This is a genomic window from Pseudomonas sp. LBUM1674 (assembly GCF_059695635.1).
On sequence record NZ_CP166779.1, the window covers coordinates 59,048 to 83,588 of the forward strand.

The following is a 24,541-nucleotide window of genomic DNA, read 5'->3' on the forward strand; positions in this document are numbered from 1 at the left end:
AGAATAGCGGGACCGTTGACGACAAAGGGACAAGGTTATCATGCGCACACTAAATCGCTTGCTGTTGGCTGGCTTGTTTGCAGTCACCCCATTGGCCGTCATGGCGGCGGACGATGCACCATCGCCGGAACCGGATGTCACCATCCGCACCGAGGGCGACAACACGATCAAGGAGTACCGCCAGAACGGTTTCCTGTATGCCATCCAGGTGACGCCGAGTGTCGGCAAACCTTACTTTCTGGTGCGTGCCGATGGATCGGACGGTAACTTCATCCGCTCGGATCAGCCCGATATGCTGATTCCGTCGTGGAAGATCTTTGAGTGGAAATAGTTTCCTAATTTCAATCGGCGCTGGCTCAAGTGGCAGCGCCCGTACTGGCAGTTTTAACCATGTCTGTGTTTACCCCGCTGGCTCGGCCCGAGCTGGAAACCTTTCTCGCCCCATACGGGCTCGGCCGCCTGCTTGATTTTCAGGGGATTGCCGCCGGTAGCGAAAACACCAATTTCTTCATCAGCCTGGAGCAGGGCGAATTTGTCCTGACCCTGGTGGAGCGTGGTCCGGTTCAGGAAATGCCATTCTTCATCGAACTGCTCGATGTGCTGCACGACGCCGACTTGCCGGTGCCCTACGCCCTGCGCACCACAGACGGCGTGGCCTTGCGCGAGCTGGCCGGCAAACCGGCGCTGTTGCAACCGCGTCTGGCCGGCAAGCACATCAAAGAGGCAAACGCTCAGCATTGCGCTCAGGTCGGCGAGCTGCTGGCTCATCTGCACCTGGCGACCCAGGCCAACATGATCAAGCGCAAGACCGATCGCGGCCTGGACTGGATGCTGGAGGAGGGCATGCAGTTGCTGTCGCATCTGAATGCCGGGCAGAGCGATCTGTTGCAACGGGCGCTGGACGAAATCACCCTGCAGAAGACGAAAATTCTGGCCCTGCCGCGAGCCAACATCCACGCCGACCTGTTCCGCGACAACGCGATGTTTGAAGGCACGCACCTGACCGGGTTGATCGACTTCTACAACGCCTGCTCGGGGCCGATGCTCTACGACGTGGCGATTGCCTTGAATGACTGGTGTTCGGACGAGGACGGGAAGATCGACGGGCCACGGGCGCGGGCTTTGCTGGGCGCTTATGCTGCGTTGCGGCCGTTCACCGCTGCAGAAGCCGAACTGTGGCCGACCATGCTGCGGGTGGCGTGTGTGCGGTTCTGGTTGTCGCGGTTGATCGCTGCGCAGGCGTTTGCCGGGCAGGATGTGCTGATTCACGATCCGATGGAGTTCCAGCAGCGGTTGGCGCAGCGGCAGAAAGTGAGCACACCGTTGCCTTTCGCCCTTTAAAAGCATCGTCGGATCGCCGCCCGGACCAAGCCAAGCTCCCACAGGTTTTGTGTCGTTCACAATATTGGCGAACGACACAAACCCTGTGGGAGCGGGCTTGCCCGCGATTGGGGGCGACACAATTTTCTGAGTTACAACGACTCCAGACACCCCGCCAAATCATTCCCCAACTTCTCCAGCATCTGCTCATACCCCTGAGCGGTCGCTGGCGTGTATCCGCCCAACGCATCCAGCTCCGCCAGTTTCACCGGCAAGCCGGCGACCAGGGTTTCCGCCAGCCGCGGACGTAGCGGCGGCTCGCTGAACACGCAGGTTTTGCCGACTTCCTGCAATCGAGTACGCATTGCCGCCACATGCTGGGCGCCAGGCTGGACTTCGGCAGCGACGCTGAACACGCCGGCATGCTTGAGGCCATAGGCGTCTTCGAAGTAATCGAAGGCTTCGTGGAACACGAAGTACGGTTTGCCGGCGATACCGGCCAGACGTGCTTTCAGGCGAAGATCCAGAGCATCCAGACGTTCATCGAAAACCTTGAGGTTGCTCTGATAACGCGCCGCGTTGGCCGGATCGGCAGCACTCAGGTCGGTAGCCATTTTCGTCGCGATCACGCGAGCATTGACCGGTGATAACCACAGATGCGCATCCAGACTGCCTGGACGGTGATCGTGGTCATGCTCGTCGGCTTCTTCGGCCTGTGAGTGGTTGTCTTCGGCGAAATGGCGCAGTTTCAAGCCGGGCAAATCCTGCACGGCAACGCTGGGCAGCGTACGACCATTGAGTACCCGAGGCAGGAAACCTTCCATGTCCGCACCGATCCAGTACAGCAGGTCCACCGATTGCACCTTCCGTACGTCGGATGGGCGCAAGGCATAGTTATGCGGCGAGGCACCGGGCGGCAACAGCACTTCGGGAATGGCCACGCCGTCCTGCACTGCCGCGGCAATCAGCTGCAGGGGCTTGATGCTGGTCAGGACTTTGACGTCGGCTTGCGCCGAACCGATCAGCAGAAAAGTTGCGATAAATGTGACAAAGATAGAAAAAAGTCGGGACACGATGACCACTCGAAGAGGCGAGAACGGGTAACATAATAACGTCTCTCACAAAACTCGTCGCCGCTCATGCCTATAACACCGATTGCCAGCCGTCCCCACGACCACTCTCACTGCGTTCATAGCGCACTGTCTGAGGCCGATGCCCTGTGCGCACGTCAGGGCCTGCGCCTGACCGCCCTGCGTCGGCGGGTGCTGGAACTGGTCTGGCAAAGCCACAAGCCATTGGGCGCCTACGACATACTCGCGGTGCTCAGCGAGCAGGATGGCCGCCGCGCCGCGCCGCCGACGGTGTACCGCGCGCTGGATTTCCTGCTGGAAAATGGCCTTGTCCACCGCATTTCCTCGTTGAACTCTTTCGTCGGTTGCAACCACCCGGGACATGCTCACCAGGGTCAGTTCCTGATCTGCCGCGCATGCCATGCCGCCATCGAGCTTGAACAGAAATCCATCAGTGACGCGATCATCGGCAGCGCCAAAGAGGTCGGATTCGCCGTCGAAGGCCAGACTGTGGAAGTGGTCGGTCTCTGCTCGGGTTGCCAGGGGGCTTGATGAGCAACGCGCTGATTCGCCTCGAACAGGTTGCCGTCACCTTCGCCGGGCAAAACGTGCTGGATAACATCGAGCTGAGCGTCGAGCCGGGCCAGATCGTGACCCTGATCGGCCCCAATGGCGCTGGCAAGACCACCTTGGTGCGCGCTGTGCTTGGCCTGCTGAAGCCGGACAGCGGCAGCGTCTGGCGCAAGCCGAAACTGCGGGTCGGCTACATGCCGCAAAAACTTCATGTCGATCCGACGCTGCCGCTTTCCGTGCTGCGCTTCTTGCGTCTGGTGCCGGGTGTGGATCGCGCCCGAGCCTTGGCCGCGCTCAAGGAAGTCGGCGCCGAGCAGGTGATCGACAGCCCGGTGCAAAGTGTTTCCGGCGGTGAAATGCAGCGCGTGCTGCTGGCCCGGGCATTGCTGCGCGAGCCGGAGCTGCTGGTACTTGATGAGCCGGTACAAGGCGTGGACGTGGCCGGTCAGGCCGAGCTCTACAGCCTGATTACTCGATTGCGCGACCGTCACGGCTGCGGGGTGTTGATGGTGTCCCATGACTTGCATCTGGTGATGAGCACCACCGACCAGGTGGTCTGCCTGAATCGTCACGTCTGCTGCTCCGGGCATCCCGAGCAGGTCAGCGGCGACCCGGCTTTCGTCGAGCTGTTCGGCAAGAACGCGCAAAGCCTGGCGATTTATCACCACCATCACGACCACGCCCATGACCTGCATGGTTCAGTGGTCAGCGCGGCCCCGACGGCCCCTACCCACGTTCACGGAGATAGCTGCAAGCATGGCTGATTTTCTGCTCTACGCCCTGCTTGCAGGTCTGGCCCTGGCACTGGTCGCAGGCCCATTGGGTTCGTTCGTGGTCTGGCGGCGCATGGCCTATTTCGGCGACACCCTGTCCCATGCCGCACTGCTCGGCGTGGCGCTGGGCTTTTTGCTGGATGTCAGCCCGACTGTTGCGGTCACCGTAGGCTGCCTACTGTTGGCCGTGTTGCTGGTGACCTTGCAACAGCGCCAGCCGCTGGCGTCCGACACGCTTTTGGGAATTCTCGCACCCAGCACCCTCTCTCTGGGCCTGGTGGTACTAAGCTTCATGCATGAAGTGCGGATCGACCTGATGGCCTATCTGTTCGGCGACCTGCTGGCGATCAGTCCAACCGACCTGGCCTGGATACTCGGCGGCAGTGCGGGGGTACTGGCTTTGCTGGTGACGTTGTGGCGGCCAATGCTGGCGATCACGGTCCATGAAGAGCTGGCCAGGGTGGAGGGTTTGCCGGTCGCGGCGTTGCGCCTGGCGCTGATGCTGTTGATCGCGGTAGTGATTGCGGTGGCGATGAAGATCGTCGGTGTATTGCTGATTACTTCGCTGCTGATCATCCCGGCGGCTGCGGCGCAGCGTCACGCCCGGTCACCGGAGCAGATGGCACTGGGCGCGAGCCTGCTGGGCATGCTCGCGGTCTGTGGCGGGTTGGCACTGTCGTGGTTCAAGGACACCCCGGCGGGCCCGTCGATTGTGGTGGCGGCCGCCGCACTGTTTCTGCTGAGTTTTGTCCTGCCCCGTCGAGGGGTGTAGACTTGCTCGTTTTTTGCGCAAATAGAGAGTCGCAGGAATGAAGCCGTTCGCCTCCCGTTATCTGCTCCTTGTCGCATTTTCTCTGCTGCTGGGCGCTTGCCAAAGCACGCCACCGGCGGCCAACGAGCCTACCGATGCGCGGGCTGCGGCCATTGCACAGCTGGAACAAAGCCTCGCCAGCAGCGAATTGGCCACCGCGGAAGGTCAATTGGCCTCCTTGCAGGCCGAGTCGCCGAACGATCAATCCCTCGAGCAATATCAGCGGCAAATGGCCGAAGCTTATCTGCGCCGTAGCCAGATTGTGCTGCAAAAAGGTGATGTGAACGCTGCTGCCACTGCGCTGAGCCGCGCCCGGGCATTGATGCCCAAGGCTCCCGCGCTGACCGGTGGAGTCAACAACGCGATCGTCAATGCCCGTAAAGCCGAGCTGGACAGGGCTGAAGCGGCGCTCATGGCGGCCGAAGCCAAGCCACAGGCCAAAGTCATCGACCCGACGGCCGAAAGCACCACGGTGGCGCTCAATCTTACTGATATGACAAAGCTTCGCCGGCAACTGGATGCGATCGCGGCCGATGTGGTGAATTATCAGTGCGACGTCAGCATTCAGGCGCCGCGCACCCAGGATTATCCTTGGTTGGCCACGTTGCTGACCAAGCGGGTAAAGAAGCTGGATTCGGGGTTTGATCTGAATCTGGAAAAGCAGATTTTGCGCAACATACCAGCGCAGATGGTTTTAAGCCCGCGTAAGCCCTAAAAGCATCGTCGGATCGCCGCCCGGACCAAGCCCGCTCCCACAGGTAAAGAGGTTGACCAAAAATATGTGGTCACCCCCAATCATTGTGGGAGCGGGCTTGCCCGCGATGGCATCCTGTCTGTCGATACAACCTTTAAGCCGGAATCGCCTTGGCCTTAGCCTCCCGATCCCAAACCCGATGCTGCCCGATCGCAGCAAAAAACGGCTTGGTCAGCTTCGCATCCGTCCCCACGATCAACCCCGCATCAACCTCCAACTTCAACACATCCAGCAACTGCTTCGCCTCGCCATGCAGCGCGATTGCCTTCAAGTGTTTGTACGCCTCAAGCAGGTAATGCAGCGCCACACCATCAGTGCTCAACGCCTTGATTGACGCCGCGCCACCGGGCACGAACACCGCGTCGAACGCGATGGATGGCATCCCTTCCATCGACGCATCCACCGGCAGCGCTTTGCCATCGGCCGTTGCCACGGGTGCCGAGGTAGGGCCAAGCAGTTTTGCGTGCGCACCTTCAGCCTTCAGCGCCGCTTTCATCGCATCAATCGCTGCACCGTCGACCCCATTGGCCGCCAGAATCGCAACTTTTCGCGTCTTGATATCGCCCGGCAGCAAGTTGGCCTGGCTCAAGGCCGGCGAGCGATCCAGGGAGATTTTCGGTACATCGACCGTTCCGGCTTTCGGCGCGGGCAGGCCGAGGTTCTGCGCGACGCGCCTGGCCAGTTCCAGATCGATGTTGGCGAGGATCTCATTCACTTCGCGCGCGCGGATGTGCTCACGCTCGACCTTGCCCAGTTCGAAGCTGTAAGCGGCAATGATGTGCTCCTGCTCGTGCTTGCTCATGCTGTGGAAGAACAGCCGCGCCTGGGAGAAGTGATCGCCGAAGGACTCGCTACGCTGGCGAATCTTGTTGGCATCGATGCGCTCCGGATGGGTTTCGAAACCACCGTTTTGTGCCGCGGGCGGGGTTTCTTTCGGCCAGCCGCCGTCAATGGAGTTCGGCTCGTAGGAGGCACGGCCCTTGTCGATGGTGGTGCGATGTTGTGCGTCTCGTTGACCATTGTGGAACGGCGCAACCGGACGGTTGATCGGGATTTCGTGAAAATTCGGTCCGCCGAGTCGGCTGATTTGCGTATCGGTGTAGGAAAACAGTCGCCCTTGCAGCAGTGGATCGTTGGAGAAGTCGATCCCCGGAACGATATGCCCAGGGCAGAACGCGACTTGCTCGGTCTCGGCAAAGAAGTTGTCCGGATTGCGGTTGAGCACCATCTTGCCCAGCGGGGTAATCGGCACGGTTTCTTCGGGAATGATTTTGGTCGGGTCCAGCAGGTCGAAATCGAAGGTGTGTTCGTTTTCCTCCTCAACCACCTGGACGCCCAGTTCCCATTCCGGGTAGTCGCCCATCTCGATCGATTCCCACAGATCGCGACGGTGGTAGTCGGTGTCTTTACCGGCAAGTTTCTGCGCTTCATCCCAGACCAGCGAGCAAGTTCCGGCAGAAGGACGCCAATGGAATTTGACGAAGCGTGATTTACCTTCGGCGTTGATCAGCCGGAAGGTGTGCACGCCAAAGCCCTGCATGCTGCGCAGGCTCTTCGGGATCGCCCGGTCGGACATGGCCCACATCACCATGTGCGCCGATTCCGGCACCAGGGAGACGAAGTCCCAGAAGGTGTCGTGAGCCGAACCGCCGGTAGGAATCTCGTTGTGCGGTTCGGGTTTTACCGCGTGCACGAAATCAGGAAACTTGATGGCGTCCTGGATGAAGAACACCGGCATGTTGTTGCCCACCAGGTCGAAGTTGCCTTCGTCGGTGAAGAACTTCACGGCGAAACCTCGTACGTCACGCACGGTATCGCCCGACCCACGAGGGCCCTGCACCGTGGAAAAGCGCACGAAGACCGGGGTTTGTTTGGCGGGATCTTGCAGGAAACCGGCCTTGGTCAGCACGGAATGGTTTTCGTACGACTGAAAGTAACCGTGGGCACCGGTCCCGCGGGCATGCACGATGCGTTCGGGAATGCGCTCATGGTCAAAATGCGTGATCTTTTCACGCATGATGAAGTCTTCCAGCAACGACGGCCCGCGGGCGCCCACCTTTAACGTGTTCTGGTTGTCCGAAACCTTCACACCCTGATTGGTGCGCAAGGCCTGTTCAGTGGCGTCGGAGCGAAACTTTTCCAGGCTGTCGAGCTTGGCATTGGTGTTGCTGCGGTCCAGGGTATCGGTCCCGGCCAGTGCGCTTTTGGGGGCGGCAGGCTTTTTAGTACTCATCAGTCTTAAACTCCTCGGTGCGATTCCCGCCGTAGCCAGGACGCTTGGGCAATATCCCCAGGCACGGCACCGGGGGCGTTTTCGAGTTGCTTAATTAATGACTGGTGACATTTTTAGCCGTTCCTTTTTTCTGACCTTTGATCGCGTTATTGCCAAATGACAGGTTGAATGCGAAATAAATGCTAAGAACCTCTATACGGACAGGCTAAAATGCGCGCCCGGCTATCCGCTGATCCTTTTCTAACGCGCCCCACAAGGTTCGCTACGTGATCGAGTTTCAAAACGTCCACAAAACCTACCGCGTCGCCGGTAAGGATATTCCCGCCCTGCATCCGACCAGTCTGACGATTGAGAACGGTCAGGTATTCGGCCTGATCGGCCACTCCGGCGCGGGAAAAAGTACCCTGCTGCGTCTGATCAATCGCCTGGAAAACTCCAGCGGCGGCAAGATCTTCGTTGATGGCGAAGAGGTCACCGCGCTTGATGCCAACAGCCTGCGGCGCTTCCGTCAGCAGGTCGGGATGATTTTCCAGCACTTCAACCTGCTGGCGTCCAAGACCGTGGCCGACAACGTCGCGCTGCCGCTGACGCTGGCCGGTGAACTGTCTCGCACTGAGATCGATCGGCGTGTGGCTGAATTGCTGGCGCGGGTGGGTTTGTCCGACCACGCGAAAAAGTACCCGGCGCAGTTGTCCGGTGGCCAGAAGCAGCGAGTCGGCATCGCCCGCGCCCTGGCAACCAAGCCGAAAATCCTGTTGTGCGACGAAGCGACCAGCGCACTTGATCCGCAGACCACCGCGTCGGTCCTGCAATTGCTGGCCGAGATCAATCGCGAGCTGAAGCTGACCATCGTCCTGATCACCCACGAAATGGACGTGATCCGCCGGGTCTGCGATCAGGTGGCGGTGATGGACGCTGGCGTGATCGTCGAGCAAGGTTCGGTGGCCGAGGTGTTCCTGCATCCCAAGCACCCGACTACCAAGCGCTTCGTCCAGGAAGACGAGCAGATCGACGAAAGCGAACAGCGCGACGACTTCGCTCACGTGCCGGGCCGCATCGTGCGTCTGACCTTCCAGGGCGAAGCGACCTACGCACCGTTGCTGGGTACCGTCGCTCGGGAAACCGGTGTCGACTACAGCATCCTGGCCGGTCGCATCGACCGCATCAAAGACGTTCCCTACGGGCAGTTGACCCTGGCCGTGACCGGCGGCGACATGGAAGCGGCGTTCGCCCACTTCACCGCAGCTGAAGTTCACATGGAGGTCCTGCGCTAATGGAAGTCCTGACAAGTTTCTTTGCCAATATCGACTGGTTCGAGATCTGGCTGGCCACCGGCGATACCTTGCTGATGCTCTTCGGTTCGCTGTTGTTCACCGTGCTGCTGGGCCTGCCCTTGGGCGTACTGTTGTTCCTCTGCAGCCCGCGACAATTGCTTGAAGCCAAGGGCGTCTATGCGATGTTGTCGCTGGTGGTGAACATCCTGCGTTCGCTGCCGTTCATCATTCTGTTGATCGTGATGATTCCGTTCACAGTATTGATCACCGGCACTTCGCTGGGGGTCGCCGGTGCGATTCCACCCTTGGTGGTGGGCGCCACGCCATTCTTCGCGCGACTGGTGGAAACCGCTTTGCGTGAAGTGGATCGCGGTATCATCGAGGCGACCCAGGCGATGGGCGCGACGACGCGGCAGATCATCACCAATGCGTTGCTGCCGGAAGCTCGGCCGGGCATCTTCGCAGCGATTACGGTGACCGCCATTACGCTGGTGTCCTACACGGCAATGGCCGGTGTGGTCGGCGCTGGCGGCCTGGGTGACCTGGCGATCCGTTTCGGTTACCAGCGTTTCCAGACCGATGTGATGGTGGTCACCGTGGTGTTGCTGCTGGTGCTGGTGCAAGTGCTGCAAACCGTTGGCGACAAGCTGGTCGTACACTTTTCTCGTAAATGAGCCTTTTTAGTTAAATGCATGAGCCGGCCATTCGCTGGCAGGCGCCGAATCCAGGCGTCGCAAGCGAGTACCCACAAGGAGTTAGCTGAATGAAAAAACTACTCGTCGCGTTCGCTGCCGTTGCAGCCTTTTCCGCTCACGCTGCCGACACCCTGACCGTCGCGGCCACCCCGGTCCCGCACGCGGAAATCCTCGAATTCGTCAAACCGGCCCTGGCCAAAGAAGGCGTGGACCTGAGGGTCAAGGTCTTCACCGACTACATCCAGCCGAACGTGCAGGTCGCTGAGAAACGTCTTGACGCCAACTTCTTCCAGCACCAGCCGTACCTCGATGAGTTCAACAAGGCCAAGACCACCAATCTGGTTGCCGTGACCGGCGTACACCTGGAACCGCTGGGTGCTTACTCCAGCAAGTACAAGGCGCTGACCGAGCTGCCGGGCGGTGCCAACGTAGTGATCCCGAACGATGCCACCAACGGCGGCCGTGCGCTGTTGCTGCTGGCGAAGGCCGGCCTGATCAAGTTGAAGGATTCCAACAATATCCTGTCGACCGTGAAGGACATCACCGAGAACGCCAAGGACCTGAAATTCCGTGAACTGGAAGCCGCAACCATTCCCCGTGTGCTGACCCAGGTCGACCTGGCGCTGATCAACACCAACTACGCGCTGGAAGCCAAGCTCGATCCGGCCAAGGATGCGCTGGTCATCGAAGGCAGCGACTCGCCGTACGTGAACATCCTGGTATCTCGTCCGGACGACAAGGACAGCGAAGCGATGAAGAAACTGGTTGCTGCGCTGCACAGCCCGGAAGTGAAAGCCTTCATTCTCGAGAAGTACAAAGGCGCGGTAGTGCCGGCGTTCTGATCTAACCCGCTACACCTGATCGTTCCCACGCTCTGCGTGGGAATGCCTCACCGGACGCTCCGCGTTCGCTTCGGGGGACGCAGAGCGTCCCTGGCTGCATTCCCACGCAGAGCGTGGGAACGATCAGGTACGAAAAAGGGGCGCATTGAATGCGCCCCTTTTTTACGCCTGAAACACCGTCCCCTGTGGGAGGGCGTGGTGCTTATTTGCGGGTAAGCATCACCGGCAACTGCGCCACCAGTTTCACGTTGTTCAACGGCGCCCGAATGAACCCGCGCTGGGTCCCGTCCGGCCCGATTACCGCCAGGTTGCCACTGTGATCGACGGTGTAATTCGCCTTGCTGGTGTCCGCTGGAATGAACGGAATGCTCACCGCATTGGCCAGCTTCTGAATGTCTTCGACCGAAGACGCGGTCAGCCCTATGAACTGCGGATCGAAGTAGCCCAGATACTGCTTGAGTTGCTTCGGGGTGTCGCGGTTCGGGTCGACGCTGACCAGCACAATCTGCAACTTGTCCACGGCCTCGGGTGGCAGTTCGCTCTTGATCTGGCGCAGCTGGGCGAGGGTGGTCGGGCAGATGTCCGGGCAGAAGGTGTAGCCGAAGAACAGCAGCGACCATTTGCCCTTCAACTCGTTGACCGTGACTGGCTTGCCGTCCTGATCGGTCATCGTCACATCCGGCAGGTTGCGGCTTTGCGGCAGCAGGATGATCCCGGCGTCGATCAGTGCCGTCGGGTCACCCTGGCCTTTGCCGGACAGTACTTTGTTGATAGTCAGGCCCAGGACCAGCGCGATCAGGGCGACGAGGATGAAGATGGTTTTCTGGGTTCGAGTCATAGGTTCAACAGTAAGTAGTGGTCTACGAGCAGCGCGATAAACAGCAGGAACAAGTAGTAGATAGAGTACTTGAAGGTGTTGATCGCCGCGTGCGGCCGAGTGCCACGGTACAGCACCACGGCCCATTGCAGAAACCTCGCGCCCAGGCCCAGTGCGCAAATCAGGTAGAGGATGCCGCTCATGTGGATCACATACGGCATCAGGCTCACGGCCAGCAGCGCAAAGGTGTAAAGCAGGATGTGAACCTTGGTGTAGTGCTCGCCATGGGTCACCGGCAGCATCGGAATGTCGGCCTTGGCGTATTCCTCTTTGCGGTGGATGGCCAGGGCCCAGAAGTGCGGCGGGGTCCAGGCGAAGATGATCAGCACCAGCAACAGGGGTTCGGCGCTGACGTGGCCGGTGGCCGCGGTCCAGCCGAGCAGTGGCGGGGCGGCGCCGGCCAGTCCGCCGATGACAATGTTCTGCGGCGTCGCGCGTTTCAGGAAACCGGTGTAGACCACCGCATAGCCGAGCAGCGAGGCCAGGGTCAGCCACGCCGTCAGTGGATTGGTGAAGGCCAGCAGTATGGCTTGCCCAAGCACCGCCAATACCAAGGCAAACGTCAGCGCGGCCGCCGGTGACACTCGACCCTCGGCCAAGGGACGTTTGTGCGTGCGGGCCATGACCGCATCGATGCGTCGGTCCACCACATGATTGACGGCTGCCGCACCACCGGCACACAAGGCGATCCCCAGATTGCCGAACACCAGCACCGTCCACGGCACCCCGGCGCGGGTCGCGAGGAACATCCCCACCAGCGAGGTGATGAGCATCAGCACCACCACTTTCGGCTTGGTCAGCTCCAGGTAGTCACGCCAGATCGCTTGACTGTGACGTGCGCCGATCAGAGTCGCCATGGCATCTCTCCTTTTATTGTTATGGGCCCGGCTGAGTGTTTGCGCGGGCTGAACCGCCAGCGCGCAGGGGGTTGCTGCTTGACCCGAACCAGACTGGTTCGCGCGTGATAATTGACCAGCACCATCGTCAGCAGGAGTGCTGCGCCGCCAGCGTTGTGAGCAACGGCCACCGGCAGCGGCAAATGAAACAGCACGTTGCTGATGCCCAGAGTGATTTGTGCAGCGAGGGCCATCAGCACCAGCCCCGCCAGGCGCGTCATGCCGACCACCTTCAGTTGCCAGGCCAGCCCCAGCAACACGAGGGTCACCAGCAAAGCGCCGATGCGGTGAGTCAGATGAATCGCGGTACGGGCATCGCTGTCCAGTTGCCCGCCGAGGTAATTCGGGCCGATGTGTTGGGTCAGGTGAAAACCGTTGGCGAAGTCCGCGGGCGGCAGCCATTGCCCATGACAGGTCGGGAAGTCGATACAGGCCACCGCCGCGTAGTTGGAGCTGACCCATCCGCCCAAGGCAATTTGCAGGATCACCAGCAGCAACCCGGCGGTGGCCCAGTATTGCAAACGCCGTGGCACGGTCAGCGCCGGCAACACGCCGGACAATCGCAACGTCAGCAAAAACAGCAGGCTCAACGTCGCAAAACCACCGAGTAAATGCCCGGTGACTACTTGTGGCCAGAGCTTGAGCGTCACCGTCCACATGCCGAATGCCGCTTGGGCAATCACCACTGCCAGCAAAAACAACGGCAACTTCACCGGCTGCCCCGGATGACGACGATGAACCCAGGCGCGGCCGGCCAATACCGAGATCAACAGCCCCAGCGTGCCGGCGAAGTAGCGGTGAACCATCTCGTTCCAGCCCTTATGGGCTTCGACGGGAGCGTCGGGGAAATGCAGTTCGGCATGGGCCAATTGAACTTCGCTTTTCGGCACGCTGATAAAGCCATAGCAACCCGGCCAGTCCGGGCAGCCGAGGCCGGCGTGGGTCAGGCGGGTGTAGGCGCCGAGCAACACCACAATCAGTGCCAGCAAGGTGGCAAACAGCGCGAGGCGAAATCCAGGTTTGGCCATGACGATGCCCTTATCCGATGTTCGACAGTTTCAGCAGATGACGCAGGTCGTTGAGCAGATCCTTACCCTTCACCGTCGGGTCGTAGCGCAGCACCAGATTGCCGTGAGGGTCGATGATCCACAGTTGCGGCACTGACTGGTCGCCGGCGGTTTTATGGAAGTCGGTCAGATTCAGTGGATAACGTTGTAATTGAGGATACTCGCGCGTCAGCTTGGCGTCGTATTCACTGCTCAGCGGTTGTGCCGCGGCCAAGGCATGACTGGCGCGCCCGGCATCACGGCCGAGGCCGATCTGGATCTGCCGTGCCAGGTACACCAGTTGCTGGCAGTCCACCGAACACTCTTTGGGCGCCGTGACCAGTATCTGCCAGCGGTCCTCTTGTGCCTGCACGCCGAGGTCGGCGCGGGTCTGGCCGTTGCCGATGAGTTCGCCGTGATAACTGCGACCTTCCGGCACCCAGAACTGCAATTTGTACATGCCGGTGGCGAGGATCATCGGACCGATCACCCCGAGCAGGATCAGCAGCAACTGCAAGCGACCCTTGCGCCGACTCGCCGGCGTTTTCGCCTCAGACATGCTGGGTGGATTCATGGCCGCTCCCATGGTGTTTCTCCTTTGCGTTGTGCCAGCCGAGATAGAGGTAAAGGCCGAACAGGGCGATCGACATGGCGAACCACTGCACGGCGTAAGCCAGGTGTTTTTCCGGTCCCATGGCGACTACCGGCCAGTCAGCCTGGTAAGTCGCGGGACCGCTTTCTGCGCGTAATTCGTAGGCAAAACCTTCGCGATCCAGCGCCGTCCAGAGTCTGGCTGGTTCAACTGCGGTAACCAGTTGTGGCCACGTGGTGGTATTCGGGTCGGCCTGCAATTGGAAAGTGGCGCCGGGGGAGACGTAGACCCAGGCAACGAGACTCAAGGCCTGAGTCGGTGTAGTGAACTGCGGTGGGGTGCGACGATCCGGCCACGGCAGCCAGCCGCGATTGACCAGCAGCCAGAGCCCGGTCGCCTGATCCTGAAACGGTTGCAGCAGCTCGACGCCAACCTTGCCGTCGCGCTGACGGTTATCCAGCAATAGGCTGTGGGCGGCATCGAACTGGCCGTGCAGGTGAACCCGGCGGAAGGCCGGATCTGCGGTGTGTTGCAGCTCGGTGCTGGCCATCGGTTCAGCTGCGCGGCGCTCGGTGTAGCTTTGCAGCAGCGCGCTTTTCTCTGCGCCCCGGCTCATTTGCCAGAACCCAAGTGACACCAGCATGGGCAACAACACCGCGACCACCAGGGTCGGTACGATGCCCGGCCGGAAGCGCTTCATGGCATCGCCAGAAAGTCGCTAGTCGCGATAGCTATACTTAAGTGCATCGCCTTTCCCCCGGAGTCTCACCATGCTCAAAGCAGCCATCGTCCTGATGCTGATTGCCACGGTTGTCAGCCTGTTCAGCGGCCTGTTTTTTCTGGTCAAGGACGACAGCAGCTCGAACCGCCTCGTCATTGCCTTGAGTGTTCGTGTCGCTCTGGCCGTCATCACCGTCGGCTTGATTGCCTGGGGTTTCTTCAGCGGCCAGCTGGTGTCCCACGCTCCGTGGTAGCTACAAGCCACAAGCCGCAAGCTTCAAGCGCTCCAGACTTGAGGCTTGCAGCTTGAAGCTTGCCGCTGCTTTCAGAGCACATAGACGAATACAAACAGCCCGATCCATACCACGTCCACGAAGTGCCAATACCAACTGGCCGCCTCGAAGGCGAACTGATGTTCATTGTCGAAATGCCCGCGCATGATCCGCATCAGCATCACAAACAGGATGATGGTGCCGATGGTCACATGAGCGCCGTGGAAACCGGTGAGCATGAAGAAGGTCGCGCCGTAGATGCCCGAACCCAGGGTCAGACCCAGTTCGTGGTAGGCGTGGATGTATTCTTCAGCCTGGAAACCGAGAAATGCGCAACCGAGCAATACCGTGATCGCCAGCCAGATTTTCAGCGCGCCGCGATGGCCTTTTTTCAAGGCGTGGTGAGCGATCGTCACGGTGACACTGGAACTCACCAGCAGCACGGTATTGAGCAGCGGCAGGCCCCACGGGCTGATAACGTCCTTGGGCGCAGGGAAAAGTTTCGGGTCCGGGTTGTTCAGCAACGGCCAGGTAAATTCGAACGTCGGCCACAGCATGTGGGCGAGGCCTTTGGCGCCTTCACCGCCCAGTGCCGGCCCCGTGATGTTGCGTACGTAAAACAGCGCACCAAAGAACGCGATGAAAAACATCACCTCCGAGAAGATGAACCAGCTCATGCCCCAACGGAACGAGCGATCCATCTGGGCGCTGTACAACCCCTGACGACTTTCCTTGATCACCGTGCCGAACCAGCCGAACAGCATGTAAGCCAGCAGCAGGCTGCCGACGAAAAAGATCAGCGGGCCGTGGGATTCCGGCCGCGTTGCCTTCAGGTCGTTGAACCAGGTGGCCAGGCCGAACACTGTGACGAACATGCCGACCGTGGCGATAATCGGCCATTTGCTCTGGGCCGGAACGTAATAATGCTCATGAGTTGCCATTTATTGTTCTCCTTATCGGGCACGCTCAGCCGCCAGTATTTACAGCCACCGGTGGATGTCGGGCGGTGATGTCGAACAGCGTGTAGGACAGCGTGAGGTGCTTCACATCCTTGGGCATGTCACGGTCAACAATGAAACGTACCGGCATCTCGATCCGTTGACCGGGCTGCAGCACTTGCTGGGTAAAGCAGAAACATTCGGTCTTGTGGAAGTACGCCGCTGCTGCACTTGGCGCGATGCTCGGCACCGCTTGGGCACTCATCGGGCGATCGGTCGGGTTATGGGCGATGAAAATCATCTCGTTCACCGCCCCCGGGTTGGCGGTCAGCTCGTCGCTCTGGGGGTAGAAATCCCAGGACATGTCGGCGGAGTTGGTCGACAGAAACTGCACGCGCACTTGCCGCGAGGTGTCGACCGTTTGTTCACCCTCATACTGCCCGGCGGTCTTGCCGTTGATGCCGAACGCCTGGCACATCACATCGTAAATTGGCACCAGGGCAAAGCCGAAGACAAACATCGCCACCACCACCAACAGCAGGCGCGTGACCAACTTCTTCAACGAAATCGAATCAGCCATGGTGCAAGCCCTCCACACAAAACCCTGTGGGAGCGAGCTTGCTCGCGATAGCGGTGTATCTGACACACCGCGCCACCTTCATCGCGAGCAAGCTCGCTCCCACAAAGGCAAGGCTGTTCATTTCACTTCCGGCGGCGTGGTGAAGGTGTGATACGGCGCCGGTGACGGAATGCTCCACTCCAGGCCTTCGGCCCCATCCCACGGTTTGGCCGGTGCCGGCGCGCCGCCGCGAATGGTCTTGATCACGATGAACAGGAAGAAGATCTGCGTGGCGCCGAACATGAACGCACCGATCGACGACACCATATTGAAGTCGGCGAATTGCAGGTTGTAGTCCGGAATCCGCCGCGGCATGCCCGCCAGACCCACGAAGTGCATCGGGAAAAAGGCCATGTTCATGCCGATGAACGACAGCCAGAAGTGCAGCTTGCCGAGGGTTTCGTCATACATGTGGCCGGTCCATTTCGGCAGCCAGTAGTAGGCCGAAGCGAAGATCCCGAAGATTGCTCCCGGCACCAGCACATAGTGGAAGTGCGCGACCACAAAGTAGGTGTCCTGGTACTGGAAGTCCGCCGGGGCGATGGCCAGCATCAATCCGGAGAAACCGCCGATGGAGAACAGGATCACGAACGCCACCGCGAACAGCATCGGCGTCTCGAAGGTCAGCGAGCCCTGCCACATGGTGCTGGCCCAATTGAACACCTTCACCCCGGTGGGCACCGCGATCAGCAGCGTGGCGTACATGAAGAACAGCTCACCCACCAGCGGAATGCCGACCACGAACATGTGGTGCGCCCAGACGATGAACGACAGGAACGCGATACTCGCCGTCGCATAGACCATCGAGGTGTAGCCAAACAGCGGCTTGCGTGAGAAGGCCGGAATGATCGAGCTGACGGCACCGAAGGCCGGCAGGATCATGATGTACACCTCGGGGTGACCGAAGAACCAGAACACATGCTGGAACAACACCGGGTCACCGCCACCGGCGGCACTGAAGAAGCTGGTGCCGAAGTGGATGTCCATCAGCATCATCGTCACGCAGCCGGCCAGTACCGGCATCACCGCGATCAGCAGGAACGCGGTGATCAGCCAGGTCCAGACGAACAGCGGCATTTTCATCAGCGTCATGCCGGGGGCGCGCAGATTGAGGATGGTGGCGATCACGTTGATCGCGCCCATGATCGAACTGATCCCCATCAAGTGGATGGCGAAGATGAAGAAGGTCACGCTTTCCGGCGCATAGGTCGTCGACAGCGGGGCGTAGAACGTCCAGCCGAAGTTCGGTCCGCCGCCGGGGGTGAACAGGGTCGATACCAGCAGGATGAACGCCGCCGGCAATAGCCAAAAGCTGAAGTTGTTCATTCGTGGCAGGGCCATGTCCGGCGCGCCGATCATCAACGGAATCATCCAGTTGGCGAGGCCGACGAAGGCCGGCATGACCGCGCCGAAGACCATCACCAGACCGTGCATGGTGGTCATCTGGTTGAAGAACTCCGGCTGGACGATTTGCAGTCCCGGCTGGAACAACTCGGCACGAATCACCATCGCGAACGAGCCGCCGAGCAAGAACATGGAGAACGCGAACCACAGGTACAGCGTGCCGATATCCTTGTGGTTGGTAGTCAGCACCCAGCGCATCAGGCCTTTGGCGGGGCCGTGGGCGTGGGCGGTGCCGGTATGAACATGGTCATCGACTACAGCAGTCATGTCCTGTCTCCTGCAAACAGATGGGCTGGGCAGGCCAGGGCGCGATGCCCCGACTGGTTCCTTACGTGTGCAATAGACCGGGTCATTTGCTTTCCGCCTGTTTCAGCTCCAGCACTTCTTTAGGGGTGACCATGTCGCCCTTGTTGTTGCCCCAGGCGTTACGTTCGTAGGTCACGACCGCTGCGATATCGACTTCCGAGAGCTGCTTGCCGAACGCCGCCATGGAGGTGCCAGGCTTGCCATGGAAGACAATGCTCAGGTGATCCTTGATCGGTCCGGTGGCGATTTTCGAGCCCTTGAGGGCCGGGAACATCGGCGGCAGGCCCTGGCCTTCGGCCTGGTGACAGGCCACGCAAGTGGTGTGATAGACCTTGTCGCCGCGCTCTTTGAGCTCGTCGAGGGTCCATTCCTTGCTGGTCAGCTCTTTGAGTTGCAGGGCTTCAGCCTTGCGCTCGCCCAGCCATTTTTCGTAATCGGCCTTTTCCTTGACCTCGACCACGATCGGCATGAAGCCGTGATCCTTGCCGCACAATTCGGCGCATTGACCGCGGTAGATGCCGGGCTTGTCGACGCGGGTCCAGGCTTCGTTGACGAACCCCGGAATCGCATCGCGCTTGACCGCAAAGGCCGGCACCCACCAAGAGTGGATGACATCGGCGGAAGTCACCAGGAAGCGCACCTTGGCGCCGATCGGCAGCACCAAAGGCTTATCGACCTCAAGCAAGTAGTGCTCGCTCTTGGCTTCCTTGTTGTGGATCTGATCGGCGGGCGTGGTCAGGTTACTGAAGAACTCAACGTCCTGGCCCAGGTATTTGTAGTGCCACTTCCACTGATAGCCGGTGACCTGGATATCGATATCCGGCTCACTGGCGTCGTACATCTTGATCAGGGTTGCAGTCGCGGGAACCGCCATGGCCACCAGGATCAGGAAGGGCACGATGGTCCAGAGGATTTCAACGGTGGTGCTTTCATGAAATTTTGCGGCCACCTGCCCGGTTGAGCGGCGGTGGAGAATCATCGACCAGAACATGGCGCCGAAGACGATGATGCCGATCACTACACAGATCCAGAAAATGGTCATGTGCAGGTCAAATACTGCGTGACTGATTTCAGTCGCTCCAGGCGCCATATTCACAGTCCATGCGGCGTGTGCCGGACTGAAAATCGACCACAACAGGAGGCCCATCCAGACGTGTGGATGTCGCATCATTGCGGGTTCCCCTTATCGTTCTTTTTATCCCGCCGGCTTTCACCTGCGGCAAGGGAGCGGCTTTTTCAGACTACGAACTTGAATCGCCAAGCCTTGCTGCGTGTGCAGTCGGGCGTCATCAGCTAACTCCATTCCAACCCGAGTATAGACAGCGACTGCCACCTCGCAACGTGGCGGCGTAAATCGAGTGAAACAGCTGGGACTTGCGTTCCAAGGCACGAATGGAGAAGGATGCAGACCAGTGGTCACAATCCGTTATAACGGAGGTGTCTCAAGGATGAAACATTTATGACAAATGCGTCTTAGCATTTTTCATATGGCAGCTAAGTTATGTCTTCCCTATTTCATTGTCTTTGTTTCCTGGAGTTTTCATGAACACCGCCGCATTGCGCGAGCAGATCCAAAAAGCCCAACTGCACGAAGCCGAAACCGGCCTGCTGACTCGTCAGCTGGAAACCCAACTGCCACACCTTCACTCCGCCATCCAATTGCCGGAGGTCGACGCCAACGGCGTGATGACGCGTTTTGTGGCCGCGTATATCGAGCAAGTACCGGACCTGCTGGATGCAGCCAATGAAGTCGCCAGGGAAGCGGGCATCGAATCACAGATCAAGCCGGTGCTTAAAATCGCCGAGCAGTTCTTCCTCCAGCCCCCGGCGATCATGGCCGGTCACGTCGGTCTGGACAGCCTGCTGGACGAAGCCTATCTGGCGCACCGTCTGGTCGAAGAGGTCAATGACCTGTACATCAAGCATTTTGGCCAGCCACTGATCCCATTGGACATGACTGTTGCCAACCTGATTGCTCATCATCTGATCGGTGAGGAGTTCGCCAACCAACTGGATGAGGCGGTGCATCACGCCGTCGACGAGATGCTCAACGAAGAGAGTTTCGCGCTGGAGTCGGTGGAAGCCTACCGCGAGAAACTCAACAGCCCGGACACCGGTGCTGCATGGAAACGCTGGCCATGCCTGTCACGCCAGCTGGGCGTAGGGCTGGAGCTGGATCAGCCGGCGGCTTGATCCTTCAGGATCAACATCACCCCCTGTGGGAGCGAGCCTGCTCGCGAAAGCGTTGGATCAGTCGACATCAATGTTGAATGACCCATTGCCTTCGCGAGCAGGCTCGCTCCCACAGTGTTTTCTATACGGTTGAACCCACTCCGGACGTGGTTCTCAACCGTCCTTCAAGCCTGCGCTTCAACCCCCGCGCTTCAATCAACAGTTTTGATCCCTTGGCCGCATTGGCCCGACCCCATTCCTCCAGCAACTCCAGACACGAGTGATCGATGTAGCTCAAGTTATTGAGTGGCACATGCACTGTCGCGCCTGCCGGAATGGTCCCCAGCACTTGGGTCAGCGCCGGCACCTTGAGAAAGGTCGCTGCACCTATTAATCGCAGCTCCATTTCGCCGTCCTTGGGCAGATCGATCAGGCTTATCTTCAGTCGCGAAGCCTTCCAGGCCAGCTTGGCCAGGGTCAGGCCGAAGCCGATCAGCACGCCAGTCAGCAGGTCGGTGAAGATGATTGCCAGAGCGGTCGCCGCGTAGGTGAACATCGGCATCCGGCCATATCGGCCCAGACCGCGGAAAGCCTTGAGATCGACCAGTTTGAAGCCGGTGTAAACCAGAACGCCCGCCAGGCTCGCCACCGGAATGCTTTGCAGCACGCTGGACAGCAGCAACACGAAAGCCAGTAACCACAGGCCATGGAAGATCGCCGACAGTCGCGTGGTGGCGCCGGCCTGGACGTTGGCCGAACTGCGCACGATCACGCCGGTCATCGGTAGCGCGCCGAGTAAACCGCAAAGCATGTTGCCTACGCCTTGAGCCGACAATTCCCGGTCGAAGTCTGAGCGCTGGCCGCTGTGCATGCGGTCCACCGCGGCGGCCGAGAGCAGGGTTTCGGCGCTGGCGATAAACGCCACGGCAAATGCGGCGATCAGCAAGGTCGGGTCAGCCAGATTGAGCAAGTCGGCGGGTTTCAGCCAGTCGATGGCTTCCGCCAGGTTGGCCGGGACTTCTACTCGTTTGACCTGCAATGCGAGCACCAGGCTGGCGACGGTCGCCAGGCCTACCCCAAGCAGTGCGCCGGGAATGAAGCGCAGGGAATGGGGGCGGAATTTCTCCCACAGCCACATCACCGCAATCGTCGACAGTCCGAGCAACCCGGCTTGCCAACCGAAGGACGGCAAGGCCTGCACGACGGCAGCCGGGAAGGCTGCCAGATTATCCAGCCCCGAGGGCTTGGGCACGGAGTCGAGCATCACATGCACCTGTGACAACACGATCAGTACACCAATCCCGGCGAGCATGCCGTAGACCACCGCCGGCGCCGTCACCCGGAACCAGCAGCCGAGTTTTAAACGCCCGGCCACAAGCTGCAGAAAACCGGCCAGCAGCAGGATTGGCCCGAGCATGGCGATACCATGCTGGCGCACCAGTTCGAACACCAGAACAGCCAAACCGGCCGCCGGACCGCTGACTTGCAGTGGCGAACCGGCAATCCAGCCCACCACCAAGCCACCGATGATCCCGGTGATCAAACCCTTGGAGGGCGGCAGCCCCGAGGCGATGGCGATGCCCATGCACAAGGGCAGGGCGACGAGAAACACAACCACGGACGCCAGCAGCTCCCGTGGCAGAACAGCTTTAAGTTGAGCAGCACGCATGGTGACTCTCCCGAAGTTTTCTTCAGGCGTGGCGAAGCCAGGCTGCCTGATCGGCAGCCTTGGCTAAACCACACAATGATTTAGGAGGATTTAGAAGCGCGCTTTGGGCGTCGCCACCGGAATCGGATGGCTGCCATCGAGCGGCAGGAAACAACCCTTGTCCGCGTCGTAAGCTCTGATTTCGCTGGTTTCGATGTTGTAGATCCAACCATGGATAAACAACTGACCATTGGCCATGCGCGAGGCTACCGACGGGTGCGTGCGCAAATGTTGCAGCTGGGCGATCACATTCTCCTCGGTGAGGACGTGCATGCTTTCGTTTTCGTCAGCGCAATGGCAGTTTTCCTGGACCATGGTTTTTGCCACTTCGGCGTGGCGCAACCAGGCTTTGACCGTTGGCATTTTTTCCAGGCTTTGCGGGTTGAGTACCGCACGCATGGCGCCGCAGTCGGAGTGCCCGCAAATGATGATGTGCTGCACGCCGAGGGCCAGTACTGCGTATTCGATCGCAGTGGACACACCGCCGTTCATTTGCCCGTACGGCGGAACCACATTGCCGACGTTACGGGTCACGAACAGATCGCCAGGGGCGCTTTGGGTGATCAGCTCAGGAACGATGCGCGAATCGGCGCAGGCGATGAACATCGCTCTGGGGCTTTGGGCCGTGGCGAGTTTTTTGAAGAGTTCTTCCTGCTGTGGAAAAACCTCGTGATGAAAATGCAAAAAGCCGTCAACGATATGCTGCAGCGCTGCATCGGCGGTTTCCGCCTCCGGGTGGGCTGAAGCCGACGCAGCCAACGGCTGTTTATCCTTGTCACTCATGATTCATCCTCTTTGGCGGAGTCAGTCAGGGAATTTTCCCGTGTTATCCGATGTGAAGCCAGTGGCTGTTTAAAAAACATCCAGGTCGAACATGCCGACCCGTCAGTCACTCGATGAACAAGGTAGCTGCCGAAACTTAATTGAAACTGAATGAAACGCTCTAGTACGTGTGTTCCAAGTCACAAAAAACGTGACCAGGCTGGAGGCGATGCTTGTTTCACCCTACTCAACCATAGGCCAATTGTCCTCAAATCAACGACATCTGGCGCCCTGGCGGACAGAAGGCTGTGCAGTCCAGATTGAATCCTTCCCGACGATTGAGCCCCAGGCGTTTGATGGTTTTGGCAAAGCGTTGCGCCAGCAAATCGGCAAATGGACCTTCGCCGCGCATCCGGCTGCCGAACCGGCTGTCGTAGAGCTCACCGCCACGACTCTGGCGGATCAGGCTCAAAACGTGGGCTGCACGCTGAGGATAATGGGCCGCCAGCCATTCTTCAAACAGCGGCGCCACTTCCAGAGGCAGGCGCAACATCATGTAGGCTGCACTTTGTGCGCCAGCGCCATGGGCCTCGGTGAGCAGGCTTTCGAGTTCGCTGTCGTTGATCATTGGAATCATTGGCGAGCACAGCACCCCCACCGGAATTCCCGCTTCACGCATTACCCTGATGGCTCGCAGTCGGGCCTTGGGCGCAGCGGCGCGGGGTTCGAGGATGCATTTGAGCTCGTCGTCCAGGGTGGTCAGGCTGATCATTACGGCCACCAGTCTTTGCTGAGCGAGCTCGGCCAGCAGGTCCAGATCGCGCAGGATCAGCGAACCTTTGGTGATGATGGTGACCGGGTGGCGGTAACGCAGCAGCACCTCCAGGGTTTTGCGAGTGAGCTTGTGTTCACGCTCGATGGGCTGATAAGGATCCGTGTTGGAGCCCAGGTTGATCGGCGCACATTGATAACCGCGCCTGGAGAGTTGCTCCTCCAACACATCCGCGGCGTTGGTCTTGGCGATCAGCTTAGTTTCGAAATCCAGCCCCGGCGACAGGTCCCAATAGGCATGGCTGGGCCGTGCGTAACAATAAATGCATCCGTGCTCGCACCCGCGATAGGGATTGATCGAGCGATCGAAGGGCAAATCCGGCGAGTTGTTGCGGGTGATGATGGTTTTCGCCGTCTCGATCCGCACCTCCGTGGCTTGGGTCATCGGTGCTTCCTGATACCAGCCGTCATCCTCGGCCACCGAGCGGTTCGGGGCGAAGCGGTTGTGCGGATTGCTGGCGGTGCCGCGACCGCGAGGTGGCAGAGGCATGGTCATCGATGTGCTTCCGTTAGCTGTATGCGCATACAGTATCCGAGCAACCGGTCATAGGCCAGTGCCGTTCGGCAGCTTTATGGCTACTTTTTGAGTGGATGCATTAAAGAACGTAGCAGTGATCGAATCGACGTCTGGTCATCACAGGAAATATATAGCACGTGGAGTTTTTATAGGGCTGGTTAATACTATTCGTGCCACATGAAGTTCTCAGGGTATCTATAATTAAAAGGATTTAATAAATGTCATTTTTCAATCAGCGCGGTATATTTTTGCAACTATTGTCTCCGAGCATTACCCACCCGCGGGAAGCGCAGGTTTCACTGCAACTTGCGCGAAAAGAGTCGACTTGGGACCCGGTCAATCAGGAGGAAACCGATCGACTGGTCGACTCGGTCTACGTAACGGCTGTCTCCAGCGATGGAGGCCGCTCCTTCAGCATCGGCAGAATCCACAGCGATGTAGATGGTGATGGTGCTATCGACGGCGAAGACAAGGCCAGATTACTGGCCTTGGCCACGGCTTATTCGAACATCTTAAACCCGTAAGAACGGCTAATT

The 24,541-nt window shown here is 59.5% G+C and carries 26 protein-coding genes; 12 read left to right on the forward strand and 14 right to left on the reverse strand.

The window, feature by feature from the left end; genetic code table 11:
• Positions 1–40 precede the first annotated feature (40 nt).
• On the forward strand, positions 41–331 hold the full coding sequence (locus ACA067_RS00260) for a DUF2782 domain-containing protein (protein WP_150765438.1): 291 nt from the start codon (positions 41–43) through the stop codon (positions 329–331).
• A gap of 59 nt (positions 332–390) precedes the next feature.
• Complete coding sequence (locus ACA067_RS00265; RefSeq protein WP_497460128.1) at positions 391–1,341, forward strand: homoserine kinase; 951 nt, start codon at positions 391–393, stop codon at positions 1,339–1,341.
• Positions 1,342–1,472: 131 nt separating this feature from the next.
• On the opposite strand, the gene ACA067_RS00270 is transcribed toward ACA067_RS00265, so the two are convergent.
• On the reverse strand, positions 1,473–2,393 hold the full coding sequence (locus ACA067_RS00270; RefSeq protein ID WP_497460129.1) for a zinc ABC transporter substrate-binding protein: 921 nt from the start codon (positions 2,391–2,393) through the stop codon (positions 1,473–1,475).
• A 66-nt stretch (positions 2,394–2,459) separates the two neighbouring features.
• Between ACA067_RS00270 and zur the strand changes: the two genes are divergently transcribed.
• Genes zur through ACA067_RS00290 form a run of 4 tightly spaced genes read left to right on the forward strand, consistent with a single transcriptional unit; the run spans position 2,460 to position 5,262 of the window.
• The gene (gene zur / locus ACA067_RS00275; RefSeq protein WP_497460130.1) at positions 2,460–2,942 is read left to right on the forward strand and encodes a zinc uptake transcriptional repressor Zur; all 483 of its coding nucleotides are present in this window, start codon (positions 2,460–2,462) and stop codon (positions 2,940–2,942) included.
• On the forward strand, positions 2,942–3,727 hold the full coding sequence (gene znuC / locus ACA067_RS00280) for a zinc ABC transporter ATP-binding protein ZnuC (RefSeq protein ID WP_497460131.1): 786 nt from the start codon (positions 2,942–2,944) through the stop codon (positions 3,725–3,727). The genes zur and znuC overlap by 1 nt, the downstream gene beginning before the upstream one ends.
• A complete protein-coding gene (gene znuB / locus ACA067_RS00285; protein ID WP_150746568.1) occupies positions 3,720–4,508 on the forward strand; it encodes a zinc ABC transporter permease subunit ZnuB in 789 nt (262 codons plus the stop codon). Before znuC ends, znuB begins: the two co-directional genes overlap by 8 nt.
• 37 nt (positions 4,509–4,545) lie before the next feature.
• The gene (locus ACA067_RS00290; RefSeq protein WP_497460132.1) at positions 4,546–5,262 is read left to right on the forward strand and encodes a PA5502 family lipoprotein; all 717 of its coding nucleotides are present in this window, start codon (positions 4,546–4,548) and stop codon (positions 5,260–5,262) included.
• 133 nt (positions 5,263–5,395) lie between these two features.
• Here the strand turns inward: ACA067_RS00290 and katE are convergent, their stop codons facing one another.
• Positions 5,396–7,558 (reverse strand): catalase HPII, encoded by a 2,163-nt coding sequence (katE, locus tag ACA067_RS00295; protein WP_497462886.1) that lies wholly within the window; start codon positions 7,556–7,558, stop codon positions 5,396–5,398.
• Positions 7,559–7,800: 242 nt separating this feature from the next.
• Here katE and ACA067_RS00300 point away from each other — a divergent pair, with 242 nt between their 5' ends.
• The 3 genes from ACA067_RS00300 to ACA067_RS00310 all read left to right on the forward strand — a co-directional run bounded on the left by ACA067_RS00300 (position 7,801) and on the right by ACA067_RS00310 (position 10,345).
• Positions 7,801–8,808 carry a methionine ABC transporter ATP-binding protein gene (locus tag ACA067_RS00300; RefSeq protein WP_497460133.1) on the forward strand — a complete coding sequence of 336 codons (1,008 nt, stop codon included), beginning with the start codon at positions 7,801–7,803 and terminating at the stop codon, positions 8,806–8,808.
• A complete protein-coding gene (locus tag ACA067_RS00305) occupies positions 8,808–9,482 on the forward strand; it encodes a methionine ABC transporter permease (protein WP_307334238.1) in 675 nt (224 codons plus the stop codon). Before ACA067_RS00300 ends, ACA067_RS00305 begins: the two co-directional genes overlap by 1 nt.
• 89 nt (positions 9,483–9,571) lie before the next feature.
• Complete coding sequence (locus tag ACA067_RS00310; protein WP_497460134.1) at positions 9,572–10,345, forward strand: MetQ/NlpA family ABC transporter substrate-binding protein; 774 nt, start codon at positions 9,572–9,574, stop codon at positions 10,343–10,345.
• Between the two features lie 202 nt (positions 10,346–10,547).
• Here ACA067_RS00310 and ACA067_RS00315 read toward each other — a convergent pair whose 3' ends face one another.
• Genes ACA067_RS00315 through ACA067_RS00335 form a run of 5 tightly spaced genes read right to left on the reverse strand, consistent with a single transcriptional unit; the run spans position 10,548 to position 14,456 of the window.
• A complete protein-coding gene (locus ACA067_RS00315; protein ID WP_497460135.1) occupies positions 10,548–11,183 on the reverse strand; it encodes an SCO family protein in 636 nt (211 codons plus the stop codon).
• Positions 11,180–12,079 (reverse strand): heme o synthase, encoded by a 900-nt coding sequence (gene cyoE, locus ACA067_RS00320; RefSeq protein WP_150799906.1) that lies wholly within the window; start codon positions 12,077–12,079, stop codon positions 11,180–11,182. The genes ACA067_RS00315 and cyoE overlap by 4 nt, the downstream gene beginning before the upstream one ends.
• Positions 12,067–13,146 (reverse strand): COX15/CtaA family protein, encoded by a 1,080-nt coding sequence (locus ACA067_RS00325; protein WP_497460136.1) that lies wholly within the window; start codon positions 13,144–13,146, stop codon positions 12,067–12,069. The genes cyoE and ACA067_RS00325 overlap by 13 nt, the downstream gene beginning before the upstream one ends.
• A 10-nt stretch (positions 13,147–13,156) precedes the next feature.
• On the reverse strand, positions 13,157–13,750 hold the full coding sequence (locus tag ACA067_RS00330; RefSeq protein ID WP_497460137.1) for a PA_0111/PP_0108 family redox-active disulfide protein: 594 nt from the start codon (positions 13,748–13,750) through the stop codon (positions 13,157–13,159).
• A complete protein-coding gene (locus ACA067_RS00335) occupies positions 13,716–14,456 on the reverse strand; it encodes an SURF1 family protein (protein ID WP_497460138.1) in 741 nt (246 codons plus the stop codon). Before ACA067_RS00335 ends, ACA067_RS00330 begins: the two co-directional genes overlap by 35 nt.
• Positions 14,457–14,526: 70 nt before the next feature.
• Here ACA067_RS00335 and ACA067_RS00340 point away from each other — a divergent pair, with 70 nt between their 5' ends.
• The gene (locus ACA067_RS00340) at positions 14,527–14,730 is read left to right on the forward strand and encodes a twin transmembrane helix small protein (RefSeq protein WP_497460139.1); all 204 of its coding nucleotides are present in this window, start codon (positions 14,527–14,529) and stop codon (positions 14,728–14,730) included.
• 71 nt (positions 14,731–14,801) lie between these two features.
• Here ACA067_RS00340 and ACA067_RS00345 read toward each other — a convergent pair whose 3' ends face one another.
• The 4 genes from ACA067_RS00345 to coxB form a co-directional block, all read right to left on the reverse strand.
• A complete protein-coding gene (locus ACA067_RS00345; protein ID WP_497460140.1) occupies positions 14,802–15,689 on the reverse strand; it encodes a cytochrome c oxidase subunit 3 in 888 nt (295 codons plus the stop codon).
• A 25-nt stretch (positions 15,690–15,714) separates the two neighbouring features.
• Complete coding sequence (locus ACA067_RS00350; protein ID WP_497460141.1) at positions 15,715–16,266, reverse strand: cytochrome c oxidase assembly protein; 552 nt, start codon at positions 16,264–16,266, stop codon at positions 15,715–15,717.
• Between the two features lie 117 nt (positions 16,267–16,383).
• Positions 16,384–17,976, reverse strand: coding sequence for a cytochrome c oxidase subunit I (gene ctaD, locus ACA067_RS00355; protein ID WP_150746554.1), 1,593 nt, complete (start codon positions 17,974–17,976; stop codon positions 16,384–16,386).
• A gap of 82 nt (positions 17,977–18,058) precedes the next feature.
• Positions 18,059–19,186 (reverse strand): cytochrome c oxidase subunit II, encoded by a 1,128-nt coding sequence (gene coxB, locus ACA067_RS00360; RefSeq protein ID WP_497460142.1) that lies wholly within the window; start codon positions 19,184–19,186, stop codon positions 18,059–18,061.
• Between the two features lie 371 nt (positions 19,187–19,557).
• Between coxB and ACA067_RS00365 the strand changes: the two genes are divergently transcribed.
• Entirely contained in the window at positions 19,558–20,208 is a 651-nt protein-coding gene (locus ACA067_RS00365; protein WP_497460143.1) for a hypothetical protein, read from the forward strand.
• Positions 20,209–20,329: 121 nt separating this feature from the next.
• On the opposite strand, the gene ACA067_RS00370 is transcribed toward ACA067_RS00365, so the two are convergent.
• The 3 genes from ACA067_RS00370 to ACA067_RS00380 form a co-directional block, all read right to left on the reverse strand.
• Positions 20,330–21,856 carry a SulP family inorganic anion transporter gene (locus ACA067_RS00370; RefSeq protein WP_497460144.1) on the reverse strand — a complete coding sequence of 509 codons (1,527 nt, stop codon included), beginning with the start codon at positions 21,854–21,856 and terminating at the stop codon, positions 20,330–20,332.
• A 90-nt stretch (positions 21,857–21,946) separates the two neighbouring features.
• On the reverse strand, positions 21,947–22,678 hold the full coding sequence (locus ACA067_RS00375; protein WP_008152483.1) for a carbonic anhydrase: 732 nt from the start codon (positions 22,676–22,678) through the stop codon (positions 21,947–21,949).
• A 247-nt stretch (positions 22,679–22,925) separates the two neighbouring features.
• Entirely contained in the window at positions 22,926–23,984 is a 1,059-nt protein-coding gene (locus ACA067_RS00380; protein WP_497460145.1) for a PA0069 family radical SAM protein, read from the reverse strand.
• A 239-nt stretch (positions 23,985–24,223) separates the two neighbouring features.
• Here ACA067_RS00380 and ACA067_RS00385 point away from each other — a divergent pair, with 239 nt between their 5' ends.
• The gene (locus tag ACA067_RS00385) at positions 24,224–24,529 is read left to right on the forward strand and encodes a hypothetical protein (protein ID WP_497460146.1); all 306 of its coding nucleotides are present in this window, start codon (positions 24,224–24,226) and stop codon (positions 24,527–24,529) included.
• Positions 24,530–24,541: the final 12 nt, after the last annotated feature.

Excerpts from the sequence above, each read along its gene's own strand:
- ACA067_RS00260 (WP_150765438.1), top strand. The coding sequence starts at position 41 with ATGCGCACACTAAATCGCTTGCTGTTGGCTGGCTTGTTTGCAGTCACC.
- ACA067_RS00265 (WP_497460128.1), top strand. The coding sequence starts at position 391 with ATGTCTGTGTTTACCCCGCTGGCTCGGCCCGAGCTGGAAACCTTTCTC.
- zur (WP_497460130.1), top strand. The coding sequence starts at position 2,460 with ATGCCTATAACACCGATTGCCAGCCGTCCCCACGACCACTCTCACTGC.
- znuC (WP_497460131.1), top strand. The coding sequence starts at position 2,942 with ATGAGCAACGCGCTGATTCGCCTCGAACAGGTTGCCGTCACCTTCGCC.
- znuB (WP_150746568.1), top strand. The coding sequence starts at position 3,720 with ATGGCTGATTTTCTGCTCTACGCCCTGCTTGCAGGTCTGGCCCTGGCA.
- ACA067_RS00290 (WP_497460132.1), top strand. The coding sequence starts at position 4,546 with ATGAAGCCGTTCGCCTCCCGTTATCTGCTCCTTGTCGCATTTTCTCTG.
- ACA067_RS00305 (WP_307334238.1), top strand. The coding sequence starts at position 8,808 with ATGGAAGTCCTGACAAGTTTCTTTGCCAATATCGACTGGTTCGAGATC.
- ACA067_RS00310 (WP_497460134.1), top strand. The coding sequence starts at position 9,572 with ATGAAAAAACTACTCGTCGCGTTCGCTGCCGTTGCAGCCTTTTCCGCT.
- ACA067_RS00315 (WP_497460135.1), bottom strand. The coding sequence starts at position 11,183 with ATGACTCGAACCCAGAAAACCATCTTCATCCTCGTCGCCCTGATCGCG.
- cyoE (WP_150799906.1), bottom strand. The coding sequence starts at position 12,079 with ATGGCGACTCTGATCGGCGCACGTCACAGTCAAGCGATCTGGCGTGAC.
- ACA067_RS00325 (WP_497460136.1), bottom strand. The coding sequence starts at position 13,146 with ATGGCCAAACCTGGATTTCGCCTCGCGCTGTTTGCCACCTTGCTGGCA.
- ACA067_RS00330 (WP_497460137.1), bottom strand. The coding sequence starts at position 13,750 with ATGGGAGCGGCCATGAATCCACCCAGCATGTCTGAGGCGAAAACGCCG.
- ACA067_RS00335 (WP_497460138.1), bottom strand. The coding sequence starts at position 14,456 with ATGAAGCGCTTCCGGCCGGGCATCGTACCGACCCTGGTGGTCGCGGTG.
- ACA067_RS00340 (WP_497460139.1), top strand. The coding sequence starts at position 14,527 with ATGCTCAAAGCAGCCATCGTCCTGATGCTGATTGCCACGGTTGTCAGC.
- ACA067_RS00345 (WP_497460140.1), bottom strand. The coding sequence starts at position 15,689 with ATGGCAACTCATGAGCATTATTACGTTCCGGCCCAGAGCAAATGGCCG.
- ACA067_RS00350 (WP_497460141.1), bottom strand. The coding sequence starts at position 16,266 with ATGGCTGATTCGATTTCGTTGAAGAAGTTGGTCACGCGCCTGCTGTTG.
- ctaD (WP_150746554.1), bottom strand. The coding sequence starts at position 17,976 with ATGACTGCTGTAGTCGATGACCATGTTCATACCGGCACCGCCCACGCC.
- coxB (WP_497460142.1), bottom strand. The coding sequence starts at position 19,186 with ATGATGCGACATCCACACGTCTGGATGGGCCTCCTGTTGTGGTCGATT.
- ACA067_RS00365 (WP_497460143.1), top strand. The coding sequence starts at position 19,558 with ATGAACACCGCCGCATTGCGCGAGCAGATCCAAAAAGCCCAACTGCAC.
- ACA067_RS00370 (WP_497460144.1), bottom strand. The coding sequence starts at position 21,856 with ATGCGTGCTGCTCAACTTAAAGCTGTTCTGCCACGGGAGCTGCTGGCG.
- ACA067_RS00375 (WP_008152483.1), bottom strand. The coding sequence starts at position 22,678 with ATGAGTGACAAGGATAAACAGCCGTTGGCTGCGTCGGCTTCAGCCCAC.
- ACA067_RS00380 (WP_497460145.1), bottom strand. The coding sequence starts at position 23,984 with ATGACCATGCCTCTGCCACCTCGCGGTCGCGGCACCGCCAGCAATCCG.
- ACA067_RS00385 (WP_497460146.1), top strand. The coding sequence starts at position 24,224 with ATGTCATTTTTCAATCAGCGCGGTATATTTTTGCAACTATTGTCTCCG.